This is a genomic window from Sphingomonas sp. Marseille-Q8236 (assembly GCF_965112005.1).
In genome coordinates this window covers 80,353-103,079 of record NZ_CBCOPO010000003.1, presented here as the reverse complement: position 1 = coordinate 103,079, position 22,727 = coordinate 80,353, and the positions used below count along the sequence as shown (strand labels likewise).

The 22,727-nt window shown below is 65.0% G+C and carries 22 protein-coding genes and 1 pseudogene; 15 read left to right on the top strand and 8 right to left on the bottom strand.

Going from position 1 to position 22,727, the window contains the following annotated elements; genetic code table 11:
• Window positions 1–65 precede the first annotated feature (65 nt).
• Entirely contained in the window at window positions 66–2,435 is a 2,370-nt protein-coding gene (locus tag ACWPWT_RS19495; RefSeq protein ID WP_454281038.1) for a membrane-bound PQQ-dependent dehydrogenase, glucose/quinate/shikimate family, read from the top strand.
• A gap of 236 nt (window positions 2,436–2,671) precedes the next feature.
• On the opposite strand, the gene ACWPWT_RS19490 is transcribed toward ACWPWT_RS19495, so the two are convergent.
• From ACWPWT_RS19490 to ACWPWT_RS19480, 3 genes are all read right to left on the bottom strand, one after another.
• Window positions 2,672–3,403 carry a TetR/AcrR family transcriptional regulator gene (locus tag ACWPWT_RS19490; protein WP_454281037.1) on the bottom strand — a complete coding sequence of 244 codons (732 nt, stop codon included), beginning with the start codon at window positions 3,401–3,403 and terminating at the stop codon, window positions 2,672–2,674.
• Window positions 3,404–3,430: 27 nt separating this feature from the next.
• Window positions 3,431–4,399 (bottom strand): MlaD family protein, encoded by a 969-nt coding sequence (locus ACWPWT_RS19485; protein WP_454281036.1) that lies wholly within the window; start codon window positions 4,397–4,399, stop codon window positions 3,431–3,433.
• A gap of 371 nt (window positions 4,400–4,770) precedes the next feature.
• On the bottom strand, window positions 4,771–5,610 hold the full coding sequence (locus ACWPWT_RS19480; protein ID WP_454281035.1) for a MipA/OmpV family protein: 840 nt from the start codon (window positions 5,608–5,610) through the stop codon (window positions 4,771–4,773).
• Window positions 5,611–5,932: 322 nt separating this feature from the next.
• Here ACWPWT_RS19480 and ACWPWT_RS19475 point away from each other — a divergent pair, with 322 nt between their 5' ends.
• Window positions 5,933–7,279, top strand: a complete 1,347-nt coding sequence (locus ACWPWT_RS19475; RefSeq protein ID WP_454281034.1) for a patatin-like phospholipase family protein — start codon at window positions 5,933–5,935, stop codon at window positions 7,277–7,279.
• A 116-nt stretch (window positions 7,280–7,395) separates the two neighbouring features.
• Complete coding sequence (locus tag ACWPWT_RS19470; RefSeq protein WP_454281033.1) at window positions 7,396–8,838, top strand: DUF4403 family protein; 1,443 nt, start codon at window positions 7,396–7,398, stop codon at window positions 8,836–8,838.
• Window positions 8,839–9,004: 166 nt separating this feature from the next.
• Here the strand turns inward: ACWPWT_RS19470 and ACWPWT_RS19465 are convergent.
• Window positions 9,005–9,349: pseudogene (locus tag ACWPWT_RS19465) on the bottom strand (integrase core domain-containing protein); the annotation flags it as partial.
• A gap of 19 nt (window positions 9,350–9,368) precedes the next feature.
• Between ACWPWT_RS19465 and ACWPWT_RS19460 the strand changes: the two are divergent.
• The 5 genes from ACWPWT_RS19460 (at window position 9,369) to ACWPWT_RS19440 (ending at window position 13,555) form a co-directional block, all read left to right on the top strand.
• Window positions 9,369–9,674, top strand: a complete 306-nt coding sequence (locus ACWPWT_RS19460) for a hypothetical protein (protein ID WP_454281032.1) — start codon at window positions 9,369–9,371, stop codon at window positions 9,672–9,674.
• A 13-nt stretch (window positions 9,675–9,687) separates the two neighbouring features.
• Window positions 9,688–9,891 (top strand): hypothetical protein, encoded by a 204-nt coding sequence (locus ACWPWT_RS19455; protein WP_454281031.1) that lies wholly within the window; start codon window positions 9,688–9,690, stop codon window positions 9,889–9,891.
• A gap of 114 nt (window positions 9,892–10,005) precedes the next feature.
• Window positions 10,006–11,724, top strand: coding sequence for an ATP-binding protein (locus ACWPWT_RS19450; protein WP_454281030.1), 1,719 nt, complete (start codon window positions 10,006–10,008; stop codon window positions 11,722–11,724).
• Window positions 11,711–11,962, top strand: coding sequence for a hypothetical protein (locus tag ACWPWT_RS19445; protein ID WP_454281029.1), 252 nt, complete (start codon window positions 11,711–11,713; stop codon window positions 11,960–11,962). Before ACWPWT_RS19450 ends, ACWPWT_RS19445 begins: the two co-directional genes overlap by 14 nt.
• A 162-nt stretch (window positions 11,963–12,124) precedes the next feature.
• Complete coding sequence (locus ACWPWT_RS19440; protein ID WP_066760133.1) at window positions 12,125–13,555, top strand: ISNCY family transposase; 1,431 nt, start codon at window positions 12,125–12,127, stop codon at window positions 13,553–13,555.
• 129 nt (window positions 13,556–13,684) lie between these two features.
• Here the strand turns inward: ACWPWT_RS19440 and ACWPWT_RS19435 are convergent, their stop codons facing one another.
• Complete coding sequence (locus tag ACWPWT_RS19435) at window positions 13,685–14,086, bottom strand: hypothetical protein (RefSeq protein WP_454281028.1); 402 nt, start codon at window positions 14,084–14,086, stop codon at window positions 13,685–13,687.
• 151 nt (window positions 14,087–14,237) lie between these two features.
• Window positions 14,238–14,669: an META domain-containing protein gene (locus ACWPWT_RS19430; RefSeq protein ID WP_241762959.1), complete on the bottom strand. Its 432-nt coding sequence runs from the start codon at window positions 14,667–14,669 to the stop codon at window positions 14,238–14,240.
• A 247-nt stretch (window positions 14,670–14,916) separates the two neighbouring features.
• On the opposite strand from ACWPWT_RS19430, the gene ACWPWT_RS19425 reads away from it, so the two are divergent.
• The 6 genes from ACWPWT_RS19425 (at window position 14,917) to ACWPWT_RS19400 (ending at window position 20,002) form a co-directional block, all read left to right on the top strand.
• A complete protein-coding gene (locus ACWPWT_RS19425) occupies window positions 14,917–15,825 on the top strand; it encodes a LysR family transcriptional regulator (protein ID WP_454281027.1) in 909 nt (302 codons plus the stop codon).
• Window positions 15,826–15,952: 127 nt separating this feature from the next.
• Window positions 15,953–17,176, top strand: a complete 1,224-nt coding sequence (locus ACWPWT_RS19420) for an MFS transporter (RefSeq protein WP_454281026.1) — start codon at window positions 15,953–15,955, stop codon at window positions 17,174–17,176.
• Window positions 17,176–17,670: a (R)-mandelonitrile lyase gene (locus ACWPWT_RS19415; protein WP_454281025.1), complete on the top strand. Its 495-nt coding sequence runs from the start codon at window positions 17,176–17,178 to the stop codon at window positions 17,668–17,670. The genes ACWPWT_RS19420 and ACWPWT_RS19415 overlap by 1 nt, the downstream gene beginning before the upstream one ends.
• Window positions 17,671–17,674: 4 nt before the next feature.
• Window positions 17,675–17,923, top strand: a complete 249-nt coding sequence (locus ACWPWT_RS19410) for a tautomerase family protein (RefSeq protein WP_454281024.1) — start codon at window positions 17,675–17,677, stop codon at window positions 17,921–17,923.
• Between the two features lie 2 nt (window positions 17,924–17,925).
• Window positions 17,926–18,978, top strand: coding sequence for a zinc-dependent alcohol dehydrogenase family protein (locus ACWPWT_RS19405; protein ID WP_454281023.1), 1,053 nt, complete (start codon window positions 17,926–17,928; stop codon window positions 18,976–18,978).
• Window positions 18,979–19,012: 34 nt separating this feature from the next.
• On the top strand, window positions 19,013–20,002 hold the full coding sequence (locus ACWPWT_RS19400; protein ID WP_454281022.1) for an aldo/keto reductase: 990 nt from the start codon (window positions 19,013–19,015) through the stop codon (window positions 20,000–20,002).
• Between the two features lie 155 nt (window positions 20,003–20,157).
• Here the strand turns inward: ACWPWT_RS19400 and ACWPWT_RS19395 are convergent, their stop codons facing one another.
• Complete coding sequence (locus ACWPWT_RS19395) at window positions 20,158–20,313, bottom strand: hypothetical protein (RefSeq protein WP_454281021.1); 156 nt, start codon at window positions 20,311–20,313, stop codon at window positions 20,158–20,160.
• Window positions 20,314–20,389: 76 nt separating this feature from the next.
• Window positions 20,390–20,557 carry a hypothetical protein gene (locus tag ACWPWT_RS19390; protein WP_454281020.1) on the bottom strand — a complete coding sequence of 56 codons (168 nt, stop codon included), beginning with the start codon at window positions 20,555–20,557 and terminating at the stop codon, window positions 20,390–20,392.
• Window positions 20,558–20,952: 395 nt separating this feature from the next.
• Here ACWPWT_RS19390 and ACWPWT_RS19385 point away from each other — a divergent pair, with 395 nt between their 5' ends.
• On the top strand, window positions 20,953–22,725 hold the full coding sequence (locus ACWPWT_RS19385; protein WP_454281019.1) for a PAS domain-containing protein: 1,773 nt from the start codon (window positions 20,953–20,955) through the stop codon (window positions 22,723–22,725).
• Window positions 22,726–22,727 lie beyond the last annotated feature (2 nt).

Below are 22,727 nucleotides of genomic sequence, written 5' to 3'. Positions count from 1 at the left end.
AACGGGGTGCTAAGGTCCTGGGAAGGTTTCGCGAGCGATCCAGCAAGCAAGCTCAGGAGTGAACGATGGAGCTCAAGCGGACGCCCAATCCGGCAACCTTGTCGTGGCCCGTCGTGATACGGCGGGTATTTGCAGGCATTACCGCGGCGCTCGGCATTGCTTTAGCGGCGGGCGGGGCCTGGCTCGTGGTCCTCGGCGGCTCGCCATATTATGTCCTGGCCGGTATCGCATATCTCGTCGGAGCCATTCTCTTCTGGCGCGATCGGGTCGAGGGAGCGTGGATCCTGGCGGGCGTCTTCCTGCTGACGGTCCTCTGGGCCGTCTACGAGGCGGGATTCAGCTTCTGGCCCTTGTTCCCGCGGCTGGTCGTCCCGGCTGGACTGGCCTCTGCGGCGCTGTTCCTGGCGCTCACCTTGCCGGACGGCCAGAGGCGGGCATCCCGCGGTGTCCTGTCCGGACTGGCCGGAGCGGCGGCTCTGGTCGTCGTCGGCCTGCTTGCGCTGACCTTGGTTTCGCACGGTGTGATCTCGCCCGCGCCGGGCATGGTGTTCGCGGCGCACGAGGCGAACGAACGTCCTTCCGACTGGAGCGCCTATGGCCGTACGACGCGAGGTGACCGCTTTGCACCCTTTACCCAGATCAACCGCAGCAACGTCGACCAGCTCAAGGTCGCATGGACGTTCCGCACCGGCGATCGAGGTCCCGGTGTGGATCAGAACACGCCGTTGCAGATCGGGAATACGATCTACAGCTGCTCGCCCAACGATCACATCGCTGCGCTCGATGCTGATACGGGGGTGGTCCGGTGGCGCTATCGGTCGGGCGCCCAGGCCCCCTTCTGGCAGCGATGCCGCGCGCTGGGCTATTATGACGCGGGCGTGGGCGCCGCTGGATTGTGCGCCAAGCGGATCATCAATACCACCATTGATGCGCGCCTGATCGCACTGGACGCGGCCACCGGACGTCCGTGTCCGAACTTTGGCCAGAACGGCACTGTCGACCTGAAGGTCGGGATGGGCAAGGTGTTGCCGGGCTTCTATTTTCAGACGTCCGGCCCGCTGATCGCCCGAAACCGGATCGTCATCGGTGGTTGGGTCGTGGACAATCAGGCGCGCGGCGAGCCGTCCGGGGTGATCCGCGCCTTTGACGTCATGTCCGGAGAACTGGTCTGGGCCTGGGATTTGGGCAATCCCGCGATCACCAAATTGCCGCCGGCTGGGCAGAGCTATACCCGCGGAACACCCAATATGTGGACGACGGCGGCGTATGACGACAAGCTCGGGCTTGTGTATGCGCCGCTGGGGAATGAGACCCCGGACTATTACGGACCGGGTCGCAACCCGAATTCGGATCGGTATAATTCGACGCTGGTTGCCCTCGACATCAACACCGGGCGCGAGCGGTGGCACGCTCAAACAGTCCATCATGACATCTGGGATTATGACCTCCCGGCGCAGCCCGCGCTGGTTGACTTGCCTGACGGGAAGGGCGGTGTGATCCCCGCCGTTCTTCAGACAACCAAGAGGGGGCAGATATTTCTGTTCAACCGGGTGACGGGTGCGCCCGTGTCTCGCGTCGTCGAGCGGCCCGTTCCACAGCGCGGGCAGGTTGCGAGCGAGCACCTGTCACCGACCCAGCCCTATTCGGTCGACATGCCCACCATCGGAGCGGAGCGCCTGTCCGAGCGCAAGATGTGGGGCACGACCATGTTCGATCAGATGCTCTGCAGGATAGCGTTCAGGCAGCATCGCTATGATGGCGACTTCACCCCGATCGGGCTCGACTATTCGCTCGAGCAGCCCGGCAATCTAGGCGGCATGAACTGGGGCAGCGTGTCGGTCGATCCTCGCAACCTCTACGCCTATATGGTCGATGTTCGAATCCCGAACGAATACAAGCTGGTTCCCGTTGCAAGCTATGCGAGGGAAACGAAGGGAATCCAGGCTGTGGACGGGCATGGTCCCGGTCCTCAGCTCGGCACGCCCTATGGCGAAATCACGCTGCCTTGGCTTTCCGTTCTCGGCGTGCCCTGTAATCAGCCTCCCTATGGCACGATCACGGCGGTCGATCTGAAAACGAAGCGGATCGCGTGGCAGGTTCCGGCCGGTACCGCGGAACGAAGCGGTCCACTGGACATCCCGAGCCACATTCCGATGCGCCCGGGGATGCCCGCCTATGCCGGGCCGATGACGACTGCTGGTGGCCTGGTCTTCTTTGCCGGCTTCCAAGACTTCCACATCAGGGCCTATGATGCCGCAACCGGGAAGCAGGTCTGGCAACATTCCCTGCCGGTGGGCGCCAGCGCGACCCCGATGACCTATGTTTCGCCTCGCACTGGCAGGCAATACGTCGTGCTGGCTGTGGGAGGAGCGGCGCATTCCAAGGTCACGGGCGATTATCTCATCGCTTTCGCGCTACCGGTTCGGCGACACTGAAAGGCGTCGATGCATGCGGCGACCACAGCAGCTGTGCGGGTGACGCGGTTTTCGGAAGAGGGATGATCGCTAATGGTGCTAGCACGACATCTGCCTTCCGGCACTAAGTTGGCCGGCTCAGCCTGTTGGAAAACGCGCGGCCGGCGCGCCAAGCCGCGCGTAGGGAGACGCGCACGGCAAACTGGGGCGATTTGATTTCCCGGTGCGTCGTCCCCCGCACCGCACTACCGCGCGGGCTAATTGCCACCGGGACTCGGTCGGCAACCGTCGATGAAGAACGCAACGCCGCGACCGACACGCTCACGGGCGGCGACGTCGTAAGCCGGGCGCGCGAGGCCCAACGCCGCCCGGCGCAGGGGTGCGATGACGATGAGAGACACGAACTGCTCGGCAGCAAAGACCGGGTCGGCAATGGCGACTTCCTCCCGGGCGTTGGCATGGTCAAGGATGCCGACGACCCACTGCACGGCTCGCTGGTACCCGAACTCATGAATGTTGGCGGCGAGCGCCGGGAAGCGCACCGCCTGGGCGACGACGACGCGCTCCATGGCAATGACACGGGGGGTCAGCAGCCATCCGAGCAACACGTCGGCAATCGCCTGCAGCCTCCCCCGGAGGTCGAGTGCGTCATCAATGGGGGGCTCCAGGGTACGAAGCTGGCTATCGATCTCGTCGAGGATTGCCGCCTCGAACACGCGCGCCTTGCTGCCGAACCGCGCGTAGAGCGTCCGTTTTGATATCTGCGCGCGTTCCGCGATCATGTCGGCGCTGGCGCCATCGAAGCCATGTTCAAAGAACACGTCACGCGCGCTTTTCAGGATGTGCGATGTCAGCCGGAGCGCATCGTCGGCGGTCGGCCGTCCCATCTTACGCGCGGGGCTGCCAGCCTCCCGTCCTGCCTTGTTCAACTGATCCTCTCCATTCACGACTTCCGTGTTGCCGCGCTTACGACGTTTAGCAGCAATCACGGGCCTGTCGGCATAGGAGAACGGAGCTTAGCGGGACAAGGTTGCGCTGGTGGCCGCCTCTTTGCCGGGGGTGATGGCCGCTGACTCCCCATTGCTGCCCCGAGGTCGATAGTCGGGCAACGAAGATCGGGACAGTGAGCCACCTTGGCCAAGGCGTTGCACGCCGTCGCGGATGCGGATCGTCTTTGCCCGTACCACGCGCAACGTATGGGCGATGGCGTGTTGCCGGCCTGCGGCGCTCCGCAACGTCGGACGCAGCACTTCCAGTCTTTTACCGAAGGTGGCTGCGCCACTTTCGATGGCCTGTGATCCGAGGCTGACGCTCCGCAGCGGCCTTTCTCGCCCGGCGGCAATCTCTTTCCGCGCAGTGGCGGCGTTCCGGCCGACCATAGCCAGACTATTCCCGACGCGCAGCACGCGTCCCTTCATGCTCAGCAGCCTGTCGGCGTAACGGTCAGCCGTCGTGGACCACGCCGCAGATTGCTCGGCGAGCGCCGCGAGGTGATCGCTCACCCGCTCCTGTTGCGTTGCGTCCAGGTTGCGCGAAACGGCATCGACGGTGCGGCTGATCTTGTCGACCAGCGCGACCGGATCACCACCGTTGCCGAGGAGCCCACCTTCCTTCGCCGGAATGGTCGGGAGAGCATCGCCAGGCCGGGCCTGGATGGGCGGCGCACCCGGCCGGGCACCGTCGAGGCCGAGATTGGCCGTGCCCCCCAGGAACGAACGCATGACCGTCGCCTTGACCCCGGCGACCACTGGGAGTCCGGGATCGAGGCTGATCGTCACGAGTACGGCGGAGGGGTCATCCTTGTCGAACCCAACGGACATCACACGGCCGGCGGGTACACCCGAAAAGGTGACGGGCGACCCCTTTTTCAGGCCGGCAACGCTGCCGCTGAAGCGGATCAGGTATGAGTTGCCGTCCGGACCGCGTGCGGCGAGCAGCCAGAAGGTGAACAGCAGGAGGCTGCCGAGCAAAAGGCCCAAGACCATGAGAACAAGGAATCTGTTCGATCGCGTTTCCATGACGGTGGAGGCGGTGGTATCGGCGCCAATCGCGAATGTAAACCCGGCGGTTCACTTATGGGCAGGCTCGTCGCTGGTAGCATCGAGAGGCCTTCCGCCAGTAGGGGGCGGCATAATGTAGAACCGACGTTGCGCTGAACTTTGTGGAGGTCGAGAGGTGGATCAGCGTGGAGCGGAGGAGGACCAACGCCGCTGTCGGGGCGCAAGGTTCGGGAGCAGCGGCGGCGCTATCGACAGAGCCCGCCTGATCGTAGCGGCAGACGCGCCGGACATTACGGCCGGCGCACATGCTCGCGACTGCTCCCCACCAGCGTCTGCGGGTGTCCTTGAAGGCGAGTTCAGAAGGTGTAGCTGAGGCCGATTGCGGCGGAGAGCTGGTCGGCGTCGCCGACGTCGCTGACGATCGGGCTACGCTTGTACTTGCCCAGCATCCGGCCGTAGAGCACCCCGGCGCCGATGCCGAAACCGTGGCGCAGATCCCCGCTCAGGCTCTGCAGAGCGAACGCAGACAGATTGTAGCGCTTCCACCCGCTGTCATCGATGTTGTAGGTCCGCAACCCGCTCGCAAGCGACCCTGCGGGCGTGACCCCGAAATAGGTGCGGCCATAGCCTTTGCCCACGTAATCGGCCGAGGCGCCAATGGACACCAGCGTGCGCGTCGAGAGCGGGGTGGTGTAGTTGATCTGCGGAGTCACGACGTAGCTGTCGTGCACGTCGGACAGGTCATGAACATAGGCCACGCGGAAGGTCAGGCTATCATAGTCGCTGGTGATGACGCCGGTGCGGCCGATCCCGACATAGCCGCCCGCCTCCCATGCGGTATCGATCTTGCCGAGAGCGCGAACCTGGCGATTGTCGACCTTGTTGGTCCGATCGAGTCTGGCGCCGCCGATCACGCCCAGCTCGAAATTGGTGCCCGGCCCGCTGCTGCTCGGCACCAGATTGACGTATAGCTGGGTTCCGCGGGTGAAGAAATCATGGTCGGCGACCTTGCCGACCAACACGGCACCGGGCGTGATGCTGTTCTTGTCCGCTCCCTCATAGTCCGGCAGGGTCGCAGCGCCGACGCCCACCGTGAGTCTGGAGCGATCGGCAACTGTCTCGCCGCCCGACTGTGCCTGGGCGCCCGAGGCGACAACCACCCCGATCGCAGCCATCATGAAACCCGTACGGCGCATATTTTCTGCTCTTCTCATGAACTTGCAAATTTCCAAGACTGACGGGCTCCTCAAAGGGGAACCGGGCAGCAACCGTGTTCGTCATCCTTATGATACGGAGCGGTTTACATATTGCAAGATGCAGCGTAGCGAACGCCGGTAGTGAGGGACACGACCTCTGTGATCGCATTCTCCTCCGCTCGGGGAGGGTTCGGTACCGGATGGCTTGTTTAGGCTGCTGCTCACGAATCGAGCGGCTCGCTCGCCTCGGTCAATACCGGTGGGTCGACCAGGCAGATCTTGGTCGGTAGATGAACGTTAGCATTGGAGGGCAAACCCGAGCATGTCCGTGTCAGCCCTGGGAAAGATGGACCGCCTGCCTCCGATCAGGCCGGTCGCTCGGAAGACGCGAAGGCGACCAATCGGTGCCGTTATCCCGGTCGTGGCGAGTTTTGCGCTATCCGCGTGCGCGACGATCGAGCGCGCACCGTTCACCGCGCAGCAGCAGCGAACGGCCGCGGTCGCCGGAGCGCCAGCGATCAGGTTCTGGGCCGATGCGCCGGACGCGGCGCAGCGTATGCGGCCGGCGCGCACCGCCGGAGGCGATGTGACGATGCTCGCCTTGTCCGGCGGCGGGGACGATGGCGCTTATGGTGCCGGGCTGCTCAACGGCTGGTCGCGGTCGGGAAAGCGGCCGGTCTTCTCGCTCGTCACCGGCATCAGCACAGGCGCGCTGATCGCTCCCTTCGCCTTTCTCGGCAGCGACGAGGACAAGGCGATAGAACGCTTCTATACACGCACCAGCGCCAAGGACATCTTCCGTCCTCGGTTCCCTCTGGCCGTGCCTGCCTCGACCAGCGCCGCGAGCTCGAAGCCGCTCGCGCGTCTGATTGCGCAGGAGGTGACGCCGGATCTGCTGAACCGGATCGCCGAGCAGCACCGCGCGGGCCGCCGGCTTTTCGTGGGTACCGTCAACCTTGACGCGCAACGGTTGATGATCTGGGACATGGGCGCGCTGGCTGCAAGCGAGCTGCCTGGACGCGTAGCCCTTTTCCGGCGCGTGCTGCTCGCGTCCGCCTCGATCCCCGGCCTTTTCCCGCCAGTTCCGGTCGATGTGGTCGGACAAGGGGGTATACTGCGCGAATTGCATGTCGACGGCGGAACGGCGGCGGCGTTCCTCAGTGTTCCGAGCCAGTTGGTCGTCAGCGATGCCCGGGCGCCCGACAGCGGCAGGCTAACCTTATACCTGCTGATCAATGGCCGTCTCACCAGTGATTTCAAGCTTGTCCGCCATCCGACGACGTTCCCGATCGCGCAGCGCGCGCTGGCGATCAGCCAGCAAAGCGCGCTGCGGAGCCTTACCTACACCAGCTACCTTTACGCGAAGGACCACGGAATCGACTGGAACCTCGCGTTCATCGGCGACGAGGTGAGGCGAAGCGATAAACCTTTCGATCCAGGGTATATGCGCCATCTCTACGCCTACGGGCTTGCCCGAGGCGAAGCAGGAGGCGGTTGGCGGAACCAGCCGCCGGGCGGCACATCTGAGGCTTCGTGGATTGGCGCGGCCTCCCCACCGAATTGCCGTCGTGGCGGCGATGCAAGGCGGCTGAGCGCCCGTCCGTCGGCGCTCGACCGATCAATCTACAACGCCGTCCGAACGCGCATTGTTCGGCGGTGTCCAGCGTGAGCCTGGGGCCACGAACGTTGAAGTCGGAGCACTGCGCACCACACGGCGAAGCGGACCAGGTCGCAACAACACGGGCGGGCGTATCAGGAATGCGTAGGGTGGTCATCCCTACATTCATGATGCTGGCCGGTTGCCAGCAGGTTCCGCATGAGGCGCCGCCTCGAGCCACCGACAGAATTGCGGTTCCCGCCCAGTCCTCGATCATCGACGTGCCCGTCAGCGCCGATCTTCGGGAACTCGCTGCGGCGCTCGACCATGCGGTTCCGCGCCGGCTCTGGAAGGTCGACAAGCCCGACCAGACCTGCGTCCCGTCCCGCAAGGTCAAGATCCTGTTTGCCAAGCTAAAGACGCCCACACTCAAATGTCGGATCGTCGGCCAGGTCACGCGGGGAGCGATGACCCTGACGGGCTCAGGGCAGGATATCATCGTCGGAATGCCGCTTCACGCGGCATTCAGCGCACAAGATATTGGCGGCGTGCTGAAGCAGGAAACTGCACAAGCAGATGCGCGTGTCCGAGCACACATCCGCCTGCGTCTGGCCGACAACTGGTCTCCGCGCGGTCAGATAGACATATCCTATGACTGGACCGACGAACCCCATATCGATTTTCTCGGCCAAAGGATTGAGTTCACCAGCAAGGCCGATGCCCGACTGAAGAAGGTCGTCGCCCGATTAGAGCGGACCCTTCCCGATGAACTGGCGAAGCTGCGCTTCCGGGAGAGAGTGGAACAAGTCTGGCGTTCCGCCTTCACGTCGCTGGAACTCAACGAAGCGAATCCACCCGTCTGGATGCGGGTCACGCCGCAGGAACTGGACTATGGTGGATACGTCATCGCCGAGAACCGCCTGACACTGAAGCTTGGCCTCAAGGCGCGCACGGAAACCTTCGTTGGCCCGCGGCCGGCAAACACGCCTGCCACGCCTCTGCCCCCGGTAAATCGGGTGGAGGGACCGCCTGGTGAGATCGTGTTCGTCATTCCGGTGATCGCCGACTATCGCGAGCTGGAGCCTGTCCTGGCGAAGGCCTTGACACGCCGCGCGCGACGCCCCTTCGACGTGCCAGGCATCGGGCCGGTTAATGCCCGGTTCGGCAAGGTGGTCATCTACGGAACTACTGGTGGAAAGATCGCCGTCGGACTGACATTCAGCGCAGCGGAGCCCGGGGGAGATCCCTCACACGGGACGATCTGGCTGACCGCGCTCCCAGCCAATGCACCGAACAGCCGACGGGTGTCCTTCGCGGACCTGAGCGTGGCGGGCGTAACTGACTCGACAAGGGCAAGCCTGCTCATCAAGCTGGCGAACGCTCCGGGTCTCGCCAGTACCATCGCCGACTCGCTGACCCAGAATTTCGAGAGGGACTATGACAAGCTGCTGGTGAAGATCACCCATGCCTTAGCGCAACGTCGCCAGGGCGACCTGTTGATCCGCGCTCGGATTGTCGCCGTCCAGACCGGCAAGATCAGGACAGCGGGGCAGGGCGTGTACCTGCCTGTGTCCGGCCGGGGCACCGCATCGATCATACTGGATGCTGAGCGGAGTTCTCCCCGCGCGTGACTTGCGCATTCCTTGACCTGCCGCCGAACCCGCGCGGCTGACCGTGACGTGACCCCCGCCTTTCATCCAGCGGCAACCAGAGACCGACCGGTGTTTTAACGGTCCCCCGGTTTGTGTCCGGGCCGAATGTGAGCCTCCGGCCTTCATCTGCCGGGGTTAACCCGGCAGATGACGCGAATTCGGCCGGGCTCAGCCAGCCGAGAGAGGTGTGAGGACGGCACTCTTTGTAGTGCCGCCGCCACGCCTCGATCATGCTCCTGGCGTCGGCCAGCGATAAGAACCAATGGGCATTGAGGCATTCGTCGCGGAAGCGTCCGTTGAACGATTTCACGAAAGCATTGTCCGTCGGCTTGCCAGGCCGGCTGAAATCCAGCGTCACGCCGTTCTCATAGGCCCATCTATCCAGCGCCTTCGAGATGAATTCCGGCCCGTTATCCACCCGGATCGTGCGCGGAGCACCGCGCACGGCAGTGATCTTGGTCATGGTGTCCACGACCTGCTCACCCTTGATGGTCGGCAGCAACGCAGTCATGGCGCTGACGCTGGCGCTGCACGAGCTGGGCACAAACGCTATAAAGTATGGCGCGCTGTCGGCGCCGGGCGGCACGATCGATCTCTTTTGGAAGCTGATCGACGGCGTCCCCGGGCGCAGGCTCTGGATGCAAGGGGTCGAGCATGGCGGACCGCCGGTCGAACCGCCGGCCCGCAAGGGGTTCGGGTCGCGCTTGGTCTCCAGCGCGACGGGACGAGCCTTGGGTGGTGAGGTCGAGCTGGTTTATGACCATTCCGGCGTGACCTGGCTGCTGGTCGCGCCGCTCGATCGCATCTCAATCTGAGAGGGAGAACCTCATGTTGGATACCAACGACCTTGATTACTATCGCCAGCGCGAGCGCACCGCGCGCGAGCACGCGGCCGCGGCGACCGATCCCGCGATCAGGAGCGTCCATCTGGAGATGGCGGAGCGCTACGCCGGTCTGATTGCCGAACGGACGACGCCAGACGCCCCACGTCGCAAGCCCCTGAAATTGAAGCTCGACACTGCCTCGGCCTGACCGGCGACTCACAGGCGGACTCGTCTACAACGTTTGTTGCTCGCGGAAGGAGCGGCTAGACGAGAGAGGCGGCAGGGCTGTTCCGGCCGCATGCCCCTGCTGCAAGCGAGACCAATGGCGAGCGACGGTCCTGAACCCGGTTTCCTGAATACTGCCGGCAGTACAACCGGCGCGGAAATCCTCGGCAGGGATTGGTCGAGCACGTCGCTGGGACCGATCCCGACTTGGCCCGCCTCGCTGCGGACCACCCTGGCGCTGATGCTGGCGTGCCCGACGCCGATGTTCCTGGCGTGGGGCGACGATCTGCTGTGCTTCTACAACGACGCCTACCGTCCGATCCTCGGCTATCGCCTCGACACCGCCCTCGGCGAGCCTTTCAAGGTCGTTTGGGAGAGTATCTGGGATGAGATCGAGCCGCTGGTGACGGCGACGCTTGGCGGCGACAGCACCAAGATGACCGACATGTTCCTTGATCTCGCTCGCCAGGGCGTGCCCGAGGAAAGCTGGTGGACCTTTACCTATTCGCCCGCTTTCGACAACGAGGGGCGGGTCGTCGGTCTGTTGTGCGTCACCAACGAGCAGACCAGCCGCGTTCAGTTGGAACAGCGCCACAAAGCGTTGTCCACCGAGGTCATGGAGCGTCGGGCCGAACTCGAACGCGCCGAAGAACATCTGCGTCAGGCGCAGAAGCTGGAAGCAATTGGGCGGCTGACGGGGGGCGTCGCGCACGACTTCAATAACCTGCTGACGGTGATCCGCGGTTCGATCGACCTGCTGCGCCGGCCGAACCTCGCCGATGACAAGCGCGCCCGCTACATCGACGCGATCGGCGACACCGCCGATCGCGCCGCCAAACTGACCGGACAGCTCCTCGCCTTCGCCCGGCGCCAAGCGCTCAAGCCCGAGCTGTTCGATCTTGGCACCTGCATCGACAATGTCGCCGACATGATAAGAACCCTCCTCGGGTCGCGCACCAAGCTCGAAACGCATCTTCCCGATCAGCTCGTGCATGTCATGGCGGATCGCGTCCAATTTGAGAGCGCCATCGTCAACTTGGCGGTGAACGCACGCGATGCGATGGACGGGGAGGGGAAGCTGGTGATCGGGGCCGGTCCGGTCTCGGGCATACCGGCGGTCCGTTCCCACCCACCCGTCGCCGGCGACTTCATCGCCGTCACCGTCACCGATACCGGCACCGGGATCGAACCCGACCAGCTCGGCCGCATCTATGAGCCGTTCTTCACCACCAAACCGGTCGGCGAGGGCACCGGGCTCGGGCTCTCACAGGTGATCGGGTTCGCCAAGCAATCGGGCGGGGACATCGATGTCAAAAGCACGGTGGGCAAGGGCACGACGTTCACGCTCTACCTGCCGCGCGCCGTCGCCGACGGGGACGAGGCCAGCGACGAGGCGACCAGCAACAGTCCGGTCAATGGCGAAGGATATTGCGTGCTCGTCGTCGAGGACAATGCGCAGGTCGGCGAGTTCGCGACCCAGGCGCTGAGAGAGCTGGGCTACGACAGCATTCTCGCGACCGACGCCGACCAGGCGCTCGCCGAGTTGGAGCAGAATTGCGGCCGAATTCACGTCGTGTTCTCCGACGTGGTAATGCCGGGTCTGAGCGGCATCGATCTCGGCGGCGAGATCCGGCGCCGTCACCCCAACATGCCGGTGGTCCTGACCAGCGGTTACAGCCACGTCCTCGCGCAGAACGGCAAGCACGGTTTCGAGCTGCTACATAAACCCTATTCGGTCGAGCAGCTCTCGCGCGTTTTGCGGAAGGCGATCGGCTGGCAGAAACGGATGATGGCGCGACTTCGTGCAAACGGATGACGAGCAGCAGTCGGACTCGATGCTCGTCATTCTAGAGCAGCTCGCCGACGAAGTTCGGTCCATTCACCTTCTTGCCGCCCAAGCCGCCGATCATGGCGACCACTTATTGGCTATTCAGGTGGCATGTCATCTTGAATGGGTGCTTGGCGAGCTGTCGCAACGGCCCGGAGCGCTGGCCGGCGAGATGCCTTGGTGGCGTGATTGGAGTGCCGAGGTGCATGTGGCCGATGGTAGATAGCACTCCAAGCTTCACGATTTTACATAATCAATGTTATCGGACTAGCAAATTGTAAGCGCCAGATACAAATGACACCGTCCTGCTAGATAGAAACGGCACTGCCGGTGCTTTCAGTGGGTCGCCGGTGTCATAGCCTTCCTCGGCAACGAGGACGCGCATGGTATGACGGTGCTGACGATGAGTGCTGCTGAGATCACCCGGTTCGACACGCTGATGCGGCTCGACCGCGGCGAGATCCGGATCCCGGACGCGATGGAGCTTCTTGGCCTCCAGCGGCGGCAAATCTACCGGCTGCTCGATCGCCTTCGACAGGAAGGCGCTGCTGGACTCGTGTCGCGCAAGCGCGGACGCCCGAGCAACCGCCGCTACAGCGACGCCTTTCGCGCCGAGGTCGTCGCTCTCGTGCGGGAAAACTATGCCGACTTCGGGCCGACGCTCGCGCGCGAATACCTTGCGGAGCGGCACGGCTTGGGCCTCTCGTGTGAGACGTTGCGTCAGATCATGATGGAGGCGGGCCTTTGGAAAGACCGCGCGGCCAGGCGCCCGCGCCCCTACCAACCCCGCTACCGGCGCGACTGTCGCGGCGAACTGGTCCAGGTCGACGGCTCGAAACACTGGTGGTTCGAGGACCGCGGCCCGCAATGCACGCTGCTGGTGTTCATCGACGACGCGACGAGCGAGCTGATGCACCTCGAGATGGTCGAGAGCGAAAGCACCTTTTCCTACATGCGCGCGACGCGGACGTACCTCGAGCGGCACGGCAAGCCGGTCGCCTTCTACACGGACAAGCACAGCGCGTTCCGCAACAACACAGCCTCGGCGAACGGCGACGGGATGACCCATCTCGGGCGGGCACTGGACCGGCTGAACATCGATCTGATCTGCGCGAACTCGCCGCAAGCGAAGGGGCGCGTCGAGCGGGCCAACGCGACGCTGCAGGACCGGCTCGTCAAGGCGATGCGGCTCCACCGCATCAACACCATCGACGAAGCCAACGCCTTCCTCCCCTCCTATATGGCGCAACACAACCAGCGGTTCGCCAAGGCGCCGTTCGACCCGCGCGATCTGCACCGACCGCTGGCCATCCACGAGAACCTTGAAGCCGAGATGGTCTGGCGCGAGCAGCGCACCGTCACCGGCGCCCTCACCCTGCACTACAACAAGGCCATGTTCATCCTGGAGCCGACCCCGGTCGCTCAGGGGCTAGCGCGCAAGAAGGTGGATGTGTGCGAATACCCGGACGGCCGCCTCGAGATCCAGCACGAGGGCGAGGTCCTGCCTTATCGCGTCTTCGACAAGATGCGCCGCGTGAACCAGGCACCGGTGGTCGACAACAAGCACCTCGACGCGGCGCTGGCGCTCGCCCATGCCATCCAGCAGGTGCAGCCGCACCACGCGAAGCGCAACAACAACGAACCGGCGCGTACCGCTCAGCCCGGCGGGGTGTTCAAGGCCCCCTCGCCCGTACCACCCGGGCCGAAGCTGGACCGCCGCAAACTTGGCAATCAGCGCCTGAAGCGAGGCCCCCGCCTCTCCAACGACGAACTCGTCGCGCGCGGCTTGGGCGAGTATGTCCGCCAACAGACGGGATAACTGCATGGCGCCCCTGCCAGCGTCTCACAAAGGATCGAGAAACGGGAATGTCCGAGGCTGGGCGGAAAGCGGTTTTATGCTCACCCTACGCTGATGCCATATCTCACAACGCCCCGATGATCGCTGTTGCTATAAATCGGAGCAGCGGACCCGCGTCCCCACCATCTCCACACGCATTCGCTCACCCGGGCCGGCTTCGAAAGTATGCTTTGTGCCGTCTTTTAATCCGAGCGTGAACCGGAGCGGGCCTTCCATCGTACATGGGGAGGTGTCGCACATGCGTTCCATCCGCTGCCGCTCTGCCGCCGTATCGTCTATGGGCTCAAGCTTCATGCTAAAATAGGTGGTGCCGCCGATAAGCAGCCGCCGTGCAGCAGGCATCGTTTGCAAGTCAAAGGCGCGCTGTGTCCCCTCCACGCGCTTCTCTTTCATAGGCAATTTGGCTGCCATGCGTTGACAGAAGGAAGCCGCTGCCGTTTCCGGACCCGACATGGTCAGGGCTGCTGCTAACACCCAAACGACTCCGTTCACCACTTCTCTCCTGCCGCTGCCGAGGCGATCTGACCCTCCCGGCGGAATCAGATCAAGTGAACAATGGCCTCAAGAAGTTACGCGGAGATGTCCGCAATGGGCGGGAGTGGACATTCCGACCCATTCCGAAAACGAACATATTACGGCAAGCCTAGCGGCTAGTAAGGACCAGATAGGCGTCGGTATTGTCAGCGAAGGTCACCCGGAGACCTCCATGCTCAAGTGACCAGGTTTTTGCCGTATTCATAAGCTGCCAGAAGCGATCGGCCGTTCGGACCGCCGATGTGTTTCCACACTTTGCTGTCGTGATTATGCCGGCTCCTGCTCCACCCGTATCGATTGTTCCGTGCGATCCAGGCGGCAGACGGGTCCACCGAAGTTTGCTCGGACCAAGCGTGTTACACGCCAATGTTCCGGTGACCGCACCGTCATAATCGAGCCGTAGCGTCGCGATCCGCTGGCCTGATAGCCGCTCGCCTTGTAGCGTCCGCAAGGTCCAAACCCGATTCACAACTTCGGAGCGGGACAAGCCGGTTGCCCCGGGGACAGACGCGCAACCGGCCAATGCGGCCGTCACTAGCATCAACAGGCGCATCGTGCTTCGTTCCTATCCATTTGCTCTGAAGCACCATGAGGGGCCAAAGTGACCGGGTGTTGACGGATGTGAAGTGCGGACCTTCCAAAAACGAACGGTCTTCAAGACAGCCAAAGCCGTCTCGTTTGGGATGGCAAACCGGGACGGCGCCAGCATTCTCGACCTTGTCATGTTGCAGAACAAGGCTGGGATGCAGGTGATTGCCTCGTCGGTGCAAGCCCGGCAGGATTGAGCCATGCGCATCGGTCGCTCGGACATTGCCGATATCACCTACTTTCTGGCGCTCGCCAGGCAGCGCAGCTTCCGCAAGGCAGGCCTGGAGCTTGGCGTGAGCGCGTCTGCCCTCAGCCATTCGCTGAAGGGGCTGGAGGCGCGGATCGGGGTGCGCCTGCTCAACCGCACCAGCCGCAGCGTGACGTTGACCGCGGCCGGGGAGGAACTGCACGCCGCGCTCGCCGGGCCGTTCGACGCCATCGGCACCGCCGTCGAGGCGCTGAACCGCTACCGCGACGAGCCCGCGGGTCGCATTCGGCTCAACGTCATGGATCAGGCGAGCGCGCTGCTGCTCGCGCCGGTGCTGCCGGTGTTCGTGGAGCGTCACCCGCATATCGAGGTCGACGTCGCGACCTCCAACCACTTGGTCGATGTCGTCGCGCATGGTGCCGATGCCGGCATCCGTTGGGGCGGCACCGTACCCGAGGACATGGTGGCGCAGCGCCTGTCGGCCGACGTGCGCTGGGTCGTGGTGGGGGCTCCACCCTATCTCGATCGACACGGCACGCCGATGCATCCGCACGATCTCGCGGATCACCGCTGCCTGCGACTGCGCCTGGGTGACGACAGCATCTACCATTGGGAGTTCGAGCGGGACGGCGAGGAGATCGCTATCGACGTACCCGGCGCAATCACGCTCGACGAGACGCAATTCGCGCTGACCCTCGCCGCCGGCGGGGCCGGGCTCGCCTACCTGCCGGAACCGAGCGTGGCACCGCTGGTCACGCGTGGAACGTTGCGGGTGGTGCTGGACGATTGGGCGTCGACCGGGCCTGGCTTTCACATCTACTATCCGGGCCGTCGCCAGCTGCCGACCGCATTGCGGCTGCTGATCGACCTCATCCGCGAGCTGCGTCCGCTGGGGCTTTAGCCGGCTATCGTTGAGCTGCGCTCATCGGCTCATCGCATTGGGATGGGGTGATCGGCCGCGGCCGCACCGCCTACATCGTCCCTGCTGCCGGCCCGTTGCCACGCGGCCGAACGGACGGAGCATACCCTTGGCTGAGCACGCCATTACCCTTTTACCCGGCGACGGGACACCGGCGCGGAGCGCGCCGCGGTCCGGGTGGGGCGCGGTCTATGCGCTGACGCTCTGCGTCTCGACGCTGATTGCGTCCGAGTTCATGCCGGTCAGCATCCTGACCCCGATCGCGAACGACCTCCACCTGACGGAGGGAACCGCGGGGCAGGCGATCGCGGTGTCGGGACTGTTCGCCGTGCTGACCAGCCTGTCGATCGGCAGGCTGACGCGCGGGCTCGACCGGCGCGTGCTGCTGCTGGGGCTCACCGCCGCCATGCTGCTGTCGGGGCTGATGGTTGCCTTCGCGCCGAACGGCCTCGTCTTCATGGCAGGGCGCGCGCTGGTGGGCGTGGTGATTGGCGGCTTCTGGTCCATGTCGGCCGCGACCGTCATGCGGCTGGTGCCGGAGCGGGACGTGCCGCGCGCGTTGGGGCTGCTCAATGGCGGCAATGCGCTCGCCACCACGATCGCAGCGCCGCTGGGCAGCTTCCTCGGCCAGTATATCGGCTGGCGTGGCGCTTTCTTCGTAGTGGTGCCGCTCGCCGCGCTGACCTTCGCTTGGCAGTGGCTGACGCTGCCGGCCATGCCGTCAGACCGCGCTGCCCGCCCGGCGAGCGCGCTGGGCCTGCTCCGCCGGCCGGAGGCTCGGACGGGCAGCGTAGCGGTGGCGCTGCTCTTCGCGGGGCAGTTCGGGCTGTTCACCTACCTGCGCCCGTTCCTGGAGGGCACCACGCAGCTTGGCGTTCCCGCCTTGTCGCTGGTGCTGCTGCTGATGGGAGCGGGCGGCCTGCTCGGCACCTGGCTGTTCGGCCGCTTCGTCGCACGCAATCTGTCGATGACGCTGATCCTCGCACCCGCAGCCCTCGCCGCCATCGCCTGCGCACTGGTGGCGCTCGGAAGCTTTCCCGTGCCGACCGCGATCCTGCTGACGCTGTGGGGCATCGTCGGCACCGGCGCGCCCGTCGCGTGGTGGACCTGGGTCGCACGCCGCTTCCCGAACGACGCGGAGGCGGGTGGCGGCTTGCTGGTTGCCGTCGTTCAACTTGCGATCACGCTGGGCGCGGCCGGAGGCGGGCTGCTGTTCGATGCCGGTGGCCACCGCGCGACCTTCCTCGCCAGCGCAGCCGTGCTCGCCGCGGCAGCCCTGATGGCGGTTCTCGACGGCCGGGTCGCGTCAACCACGTCCGGAGAGACACGCTGATGCTCTGGCTTGCAGCCCTCGCGCTGGCAACGCCCGGCACACCCGCTCCCACCCCCTCCCTTGCCAACGAAAGGAACACCGCCGTGGAGATCACCCGCAAGGCCGACATGAAGACGGCGGACGGTCCAGCCGAGTACTTCACCGGCAAGGTCACCATCACCGGCCAGTTCCAGCGGCCCGACCCGTCGCGGATCAGCGGCGCCATCGTTCACTTCGAGCCGGGTGCGCGCACCGCTTGGCACACCCATCCCGCGGGTCAGACGCTGATCGTGACCGAAGGCGTCGGCTGGACTCAGATCGCGGGCGGCCCCAAGCTCGAGTTCCACGCCGGCGACGTGCTGTGGTGTCCGGCCGACAAGAAGCACTGGCACGGTGCGACGCCGCACGAGGCCATGACCCATATCGCCGTCCAGGAGTCGGTGAACGGCTCGCCCGTGACTTGGATGGAGAAGGTGACGGACGAGGATTATCTCGCTCCGCTCGGCACGGAGTGACCCCGTGCCCCACGTGATCGTCAAGCTGTGGCCGGGAAAAAGCGAGGCGCAGAAGCGCGCGCTCTCCGACGCCATCGTCCGCGGTGTCACCAGCACCCTCGGCTACGGCGAGGACGCCGTGTCGGTCGGGTTCGAGGAGGTGGCGTCCACGGATTGGGATGCTCGCGTCTTCGACCCCGACATCCTCGGCCAATGGACCGATCTCACCAAGCAACCCGGCTATGGCAGGCGCCCGGCCAGGCAGGAGAAGTAATCATGCGCGCTACCGTGATGAACAAGGCCCACGACGTGTCGATCGCGACCGTCCCCGACGCAACCATCCAGCAACCCACCGACGCCCTGATCCGGATCACCCGCGCGTGCATCTGCGGCAGCGACCTGTGGCCCTATAACGACGGTCCGTCCGTACAGCACCAGCAGATGGGCCATGAGGCGATCGGCGTGGTCGAGGCCGTGGGCAGCGACGTCCGCCGCATCAGGGTCGGGCAGGTCGTCATCATGCCGTTCGCCTTTTCCGACGGGAGCTGCCTGTTCTGCGACGAGGGGCTGCAGACCGCCTGCACGCATGGCGGCTTCTTCGGCGGTGGGCAGGAGTTCGGCACCGGCGCGGTGGTCGGCGGTGCCCAGTCGGAAGCGCTGCGCATCCCGCTGGCCGACGGCACGCTGTATCCGCTCGACGTCGCCGAGGACGGTGCGCTGATGCCCTCGCTCCTGACGCTCTCCGACGTGATGGGCACCGGCCATCATGCCGCGGTCACGGCACGCGTGCGCCGGGGCGGCACGGTGGCGGTCGTCGGCGATGGCGCGGTCGGGCTGTGCGGCGTCATCGCCGCCAAGCGGCTCGGCGCCGAGCAGATCATCATCATGGGCCGTCACCCCGCCCGCCTCGACCTCGCCCGTGCGTTCGGCGCGACCGACATCGTCAGCGAACGCGGCGACGAGGCGATCGAGCGGGTGCGCGCGCTGACGGGCGGCTTCGGCGTCCAGTCGGTGCTCGAATGCGTCGGCACGAGCCAGGCGATCGAAACGTCGATGGGCATCGTCCGGCCCGGTGGCGCGGTCGGTCGGGTCGGAGTGCCGCACTACGATACCGTCCCCGCCGCGCAGCCGATGTTCTTCGGCAACGTCGCCGTCGCCGGCGGCCCGGCACCCGTGCGCGCCTATATCGACGAGCTGCTGCCCGACATCATGGAGGGCCGGATCGAGCCCGGCCGCGTCTTCGACCGGACGGTCGACCTCGACGGCGTCGCCGACGGCTATCGCGCGATGAACGAGCGAGGGGCGCTCAAGGTGCTCATCCGTCCCTGATCCCGACACCTACCCACATTCTGGAGTGATCCCTATGGACTATACGCATCTCGGCCGCACCGGCCTCCGCATCAGCCGCCTCGTGCTCGGCACGATGAACTTCGGTGAGCTGACCGACGAGCAGACCAGCTTCGCGATCATGGACGAGGCGGTGAACGCCGGCATCAACATGTTCGACACGGCCGACGTCTATGGCGGTCCGCAGAAGCCCGACATGGAGAAGGGCTACGGCGTCTCCGAGGAGATCATCGGTAATTGGCTGGCGCAGGACGCGAGCCGGCGCGACAGGATCGTGCTGGCGACCAAGGTCTACCAGCCGATGGAGACCGGCCCCAACGACAAGTACCTGTCGGCCTACCACATCCGCCGCGCCTGCGAGGCGAGCCTGAAGCGGCTGAAGACCGACCATATCGACCTCTACCAGATGCACCATGTCGACCGCGCGACGCCGTGGGAAGAGGTGTGGCAGGCGATGGAGCAGCTGATCCGCGAGGGCAAGATCACCTATGTCGGCTCGTCCAACTTCGCCGGCTGGGACATCGCGACGGCGCAGATGACCGCGCAGGCGCGGGGCACGCTGGGCCTCGCCTCCGAGCAGAGCCTCTACAACCTGACCCAGCGCACGATCGAGCTGGAGGTGATCCCGGCGCTGCGGCACTTCGGCATCGGCCTGATCCCGTGGAGCCCGATCGGCATGGGGCTGCTCGGCGGCGTGCTGAAGAAGGTCGAGGGCGGCCGTCGCGCCTCCGAGCGCCAGCAGCAGCAGATCGACAAGCTCCGCCCGCAACTCGAAGCCTATGAGAAGTTTTGCGACGAGATCGGCGAGGCGCCGGCCGACGTCGCGCTCGCCTGGCTGCTCCACAATCCGGTCGTCACCGCCGCGATCAGCGGCCCGCGCGCCGTCGAGCAGCTGACGCAAAACCTGAAGGCGCCGGGCGTCAGGCTGTCGGACGAGGTGCTGTCGAAGCTGGACGAGATCTGGCCCGGCCCTGGCGGTGAAGCGCCGGTCGCCTACGCCTGGTAGAGCGACGGCCGCACTTGATCGGTGGCATGGTGGTTGCGCCCGGGCTGTCGCCTGACGCCTCGATGATGCCGACGGTCCTGAGCAAGAGAAGGTGTGGTCGGGCGGCAGGAGTGGAACGCTCCTGCCGCCTTTCAACTATAGCCGCAGCGCCGAAATCAGCGCGCGTCGGACGGTGCAACAAGCCCGTCATTGCCGTAGCCGCGCGGCACGCCGTAGCCGTCGAGCGCGACATCCACCTCGCCCAGGGACCGGTTGTACGAGGCAAGTTCGGCTGCGCTCACGAAACCCTGCTGCTTGTTCAAGCGGGTCATGCTCGTCTGCACCTGCGCTACCTGACGGTTCAGCCGCGTAGCGCGCGTGCGGGATACCTTGCCGCTACGCCGCCCCTCAACAACGCGAGCCTGCACGGTCGATGCGCGTCCTGAGCGCATCGGTATCGCTGGCGTTCTTGGCGCGCGCGGTCCGCAAATCCTGCGTCTGCGCCGTTGCCGCCGATAGGCTGGCGATCGATGCGCTGAGGAGGGCAATCGCGGGCAGGAGCGTTCTCAACTTCATCGTGGCTTTCTTGGAATGCGGGCTGGAGCGGCTACGAGGTTGAGGCCGCAACCGGGTCCTAACCAGGCTCCACGAAACTGCGCATGAACGACGCCGCGGTCTTGATCGGGTATCGAGTTCCGGAACCGTTCGCGCGGCAGCAAACGATCAGAGCTGAACGCCTTTGGCCGCCCAATCAGCGCTTGGCACCCGCTGTCCCACAAGGATGGTGTTCCGGGACTGACGGTCGGCCTGCCTTGAACATCAAGCAGTATCATTCGCAACGTTCGCCCCGCCGATAGGCGCGACTTTATGTCTAACGCCAGCCCTAAGCGGCCATATTCCCGTCTGCGTGCGGGTTTGCTAAATGGCGGAGGAGGATGTGCCAGGGGGCTTGTCCGCTCCTGGACGCCCTGATGATCCGTTCCCAGCCTGTCAGTTTCTTCGACCGGATCGTAGCCTGGTCACTCTACCTTCAGCTCCCGATCGTGACCCGATATCTGCTCGCGGCAATCACGATCCTTGCCGTGGGCTGGGGACGCGTCCTGTTCGTACCCGACACGTTGCCGTGGCTGCTGTTCATTCCTGCGACGATCGCCATTGCTCTGGTGGCAGGCAAAGGACCGGGGTTATTCGCAGCCTTTCTGTCGGCAGCCACCGGCATCGCATCCCTCGGCACGATCGAGCATCCCACCTGGGTGCCGCGACAGCAATGGGTGGCGGTATCCCTGTTCCTCGTCGTCATGCTTGGCATCGTCATGCTGACCGCTGAGTTGCGCGAGTCCCTGCGGCGGGCAAGGCGGCTCAACGAGGAGCTTGTCGAAAGCGAGCGGCAGGCAGTCGAGCGGCAGGCGTTCCTTTCCGGCGTGCTGGCCAGTTCGACGGATTGCATCAAGGTCCTCGACCTGGACGGCAAGCTGACCTTCATGAGCGAAGGCGGACAGCATGTCATGGAGATCAGCGACTTCAATGAGGTCGTCGGCTGTCCATGGCCGGACTTCTGGCAGGATGCCGGCAACGCCGAAGCCAAGGCCGCGATCGAGGCAGCCAGGCGGGGCGAGGCGCGCAGCTTCATCGGCAAGGCCGACACCTATCGCGGTACGCCGAAATGGTGGCACGTCGCGGTCAGCCCGATTACCGGACCGGACGGGCGCCCCGACCGCATTTTGTCGGTGTCCCGCGATATCACCAACCTGCGCGCGAGCGAGGAAGATCGCGACCGCTTCGTCCGACTGGCGGAGAACAGCACCGACTTCATCGGCATGGCCCGGACGGACGGCAGCGTCTTCTATGTGAACGACGCGGCAAGACGCCTCGTCGGCCTGGAGGGCGCCGACATCACGCGACTGACCATCGCCGACTTCTTCCCGCCCGATCAGGTCGAGACGGTCATGCGCAAAGTGCTGCCAGCCGTGGACCGCGACAGCCACTGGGTCGGCGAGCTGGATTTCCGGCATTTCCGCACCGGCGAGTTGATCCCGGTCCTCTATTCCGTGTTTCCGGTCACAGACGCGACGGGAACGCTGATCGGCTACGGCACCGTGACCCGCGACTTTCGCGAACGGCGCCGTACCGAAGACGATATGCGCCTGATGAACGGCGAATTGGCACATCGCCTCAAGAATGTGCTGGCGGTCGTCCAGTCGGTCGCCGCGCAGACGCTGCGTGGCATTCCCGAGGCAGAAACGGCAAGTCAGAGCCTGTCGGCGCGGCTGGTCGCGCTCGGTGCCGCAACGGACGTGCTGACAGGCCGTTCGTGGCGCTCCGCCGATCTATGCGAGTTGGCGACGCGCGCCTTGTCCCCGCACGGCCGGATCGGCGAGCGTATCCTTTTGTGCGGGCCGGCGGTGACGTTGAAGCCGGAACTGACGGTCGCCTTCGCCCTTGCTCTGCATGAGCTGGCGACCAATGCCGCCAAATATGGCGCGCTATCGAACGAAACCGGTCATGTGACGCTCGCCTGGTCGATCAACGGCGACGGCGACGATGCCAAATTGGCGGTCTGCTGGCGCGAGGAGGGAGGACCGCCAGTTACGCCGCCCCAGCGCAAGGGCTTCGGCTCTGTCCTGATTGAGCGCTCCTTGCGGAGCTATTTCAGCGGCAAGGCTGCAACCGACTACCGGCCGGAAGGTTTGGTGTTCGAACTTGAAGCGCGGCTTGGAGACGCCGCTATCGTGACCGGGAAGTAAGC

Excerpts from the sequence above, each read along its gene's own strand:
- ACWPWT_RS19430 (WP_241762959.1), bottom strand. The coding sequence starts at position 14,669 with ATGCTAGTGACGGCCGCATTGGCCGGTTGCGCGTCTGTCCCCGGGGCA.
- ACWPWT_RS19390 (WP_454281020.1), bottom strand. The coding sequence starts at position 20,557 with ATGAAGTTGAGAACGCTCCTGCCCGCGATTGCCCTCCTCAGCGCATCG.
- ACWPWT_RS19480 (WP_454281035.1), bottom strand. The coding sequence starts at position 5,610 with ATGCGCCGTACGGGTTTCATGATGGCTGCGATCGGGGTGGTTGTCGCC.
- ACWPWT_RS19395 (WP_454281021.1), bottom strand. The coding sequence starts at position 20,313 with ATGACCCGCTTGAACAAGCAGCAGGGTTTCGTGAGCGCAGCCGAACTT.
- ACWPWT_RS19405 (WP_454281023.1), top strand. The coding sequence starts at position 17,926 with ATGCGCGCTACCGTGATGAACAAGGCCCACGACGTGTCGATCGCGACC.
- ACWPWT_RS19455 (WP_454281031.1), top strand. The coding sequence starts at position 9,688 with ATGTTGGATACCAACGACCTTGATTACTATCGCCAGCGCGAGCGCACC.
- ACWPWT_RS19495 (WP_454281038.1), top strand. The coding sequence starts at position 66 with ATGGAGCTCAAGCGGACGCCCAATCCGGCAACCTTGTCGTGGCCCGTC.
- ACWPWT_RS19385 (WP_454281019.1), top strand. The coding sequence starts at position 20,953 with ATGATCCGTTCCCAGCCTGTCAGTTTCTTCGACCGGATCGTAGCCTGG.
- ACWPWT_RS19450 (WP_454281030.1), top strand. The coding sequence starts at position 10,006 with ATGGCGAGCGACGGTCCTGAACCCGGTTTCCTGAATACTGCCGGCAGT.
- ACWPWT_RS19460 (WP_454281032.1), top strand. The coding sequence starts at position 9,369 with ATGGCGCTGACGCTGGCGCTGCACGAGCTGGGCACAAACGCTATAAAG.
- ACWPWT_RS19470 (WP_454281033.1), top strand. The coding sequence starts at position 7,396 with ATGATGCTGGCCGGTTGCCAGCAGGTTCCGCATGAGGCGCCGCCTCGA.
- ACWPWT_RS19425 (WP_454281027.1), top strand. The coding sequence starts at position 14,917 with ATGCGCATCGGTCGCTCGGACATTGCCGATATCACCTACTTTCTGGCG.
- ACWPWT_RS19475 (WP_454281034.1), top strand. The coding sequence starts at position 5,933 with ATGTCCGTGTCAGCCCTGGGAAAGATGGACCGCCTGCCTCCGATCAGG.
- ACWPWT_RS19485 (WP_454281036.1), bottom strand. The coding sequence starts at position 4,399 with ATGGTCTTGGGCCTTTTGCTCGGCAGCCTCCTGCTGTTCACCTTCTGG.
- ACWPWT_RS19440 (WP_066760133.1), top strand. The coding sequence starts at position 12,125 with ATGACGGTGCTGACGATGAGTGCTGCTGAGATCACCCGGTTCGACACG.
- ACWPWT_RS19415 (WP_454281025.1), top strand. The coding sequence starts at position 17,176 with ATGCTCTGGCTTGCAGCCCTCGCGCTGGCAACGCCCGGCACACCCGCT.
- ACWPWT_RS19400 (WP_454281022.1), top strand. The coding sequence starts at position 19,013 with ATGGACTATACGCATCTCGGCCGCACCGGCCTCCGCATCAGCCGCCTC.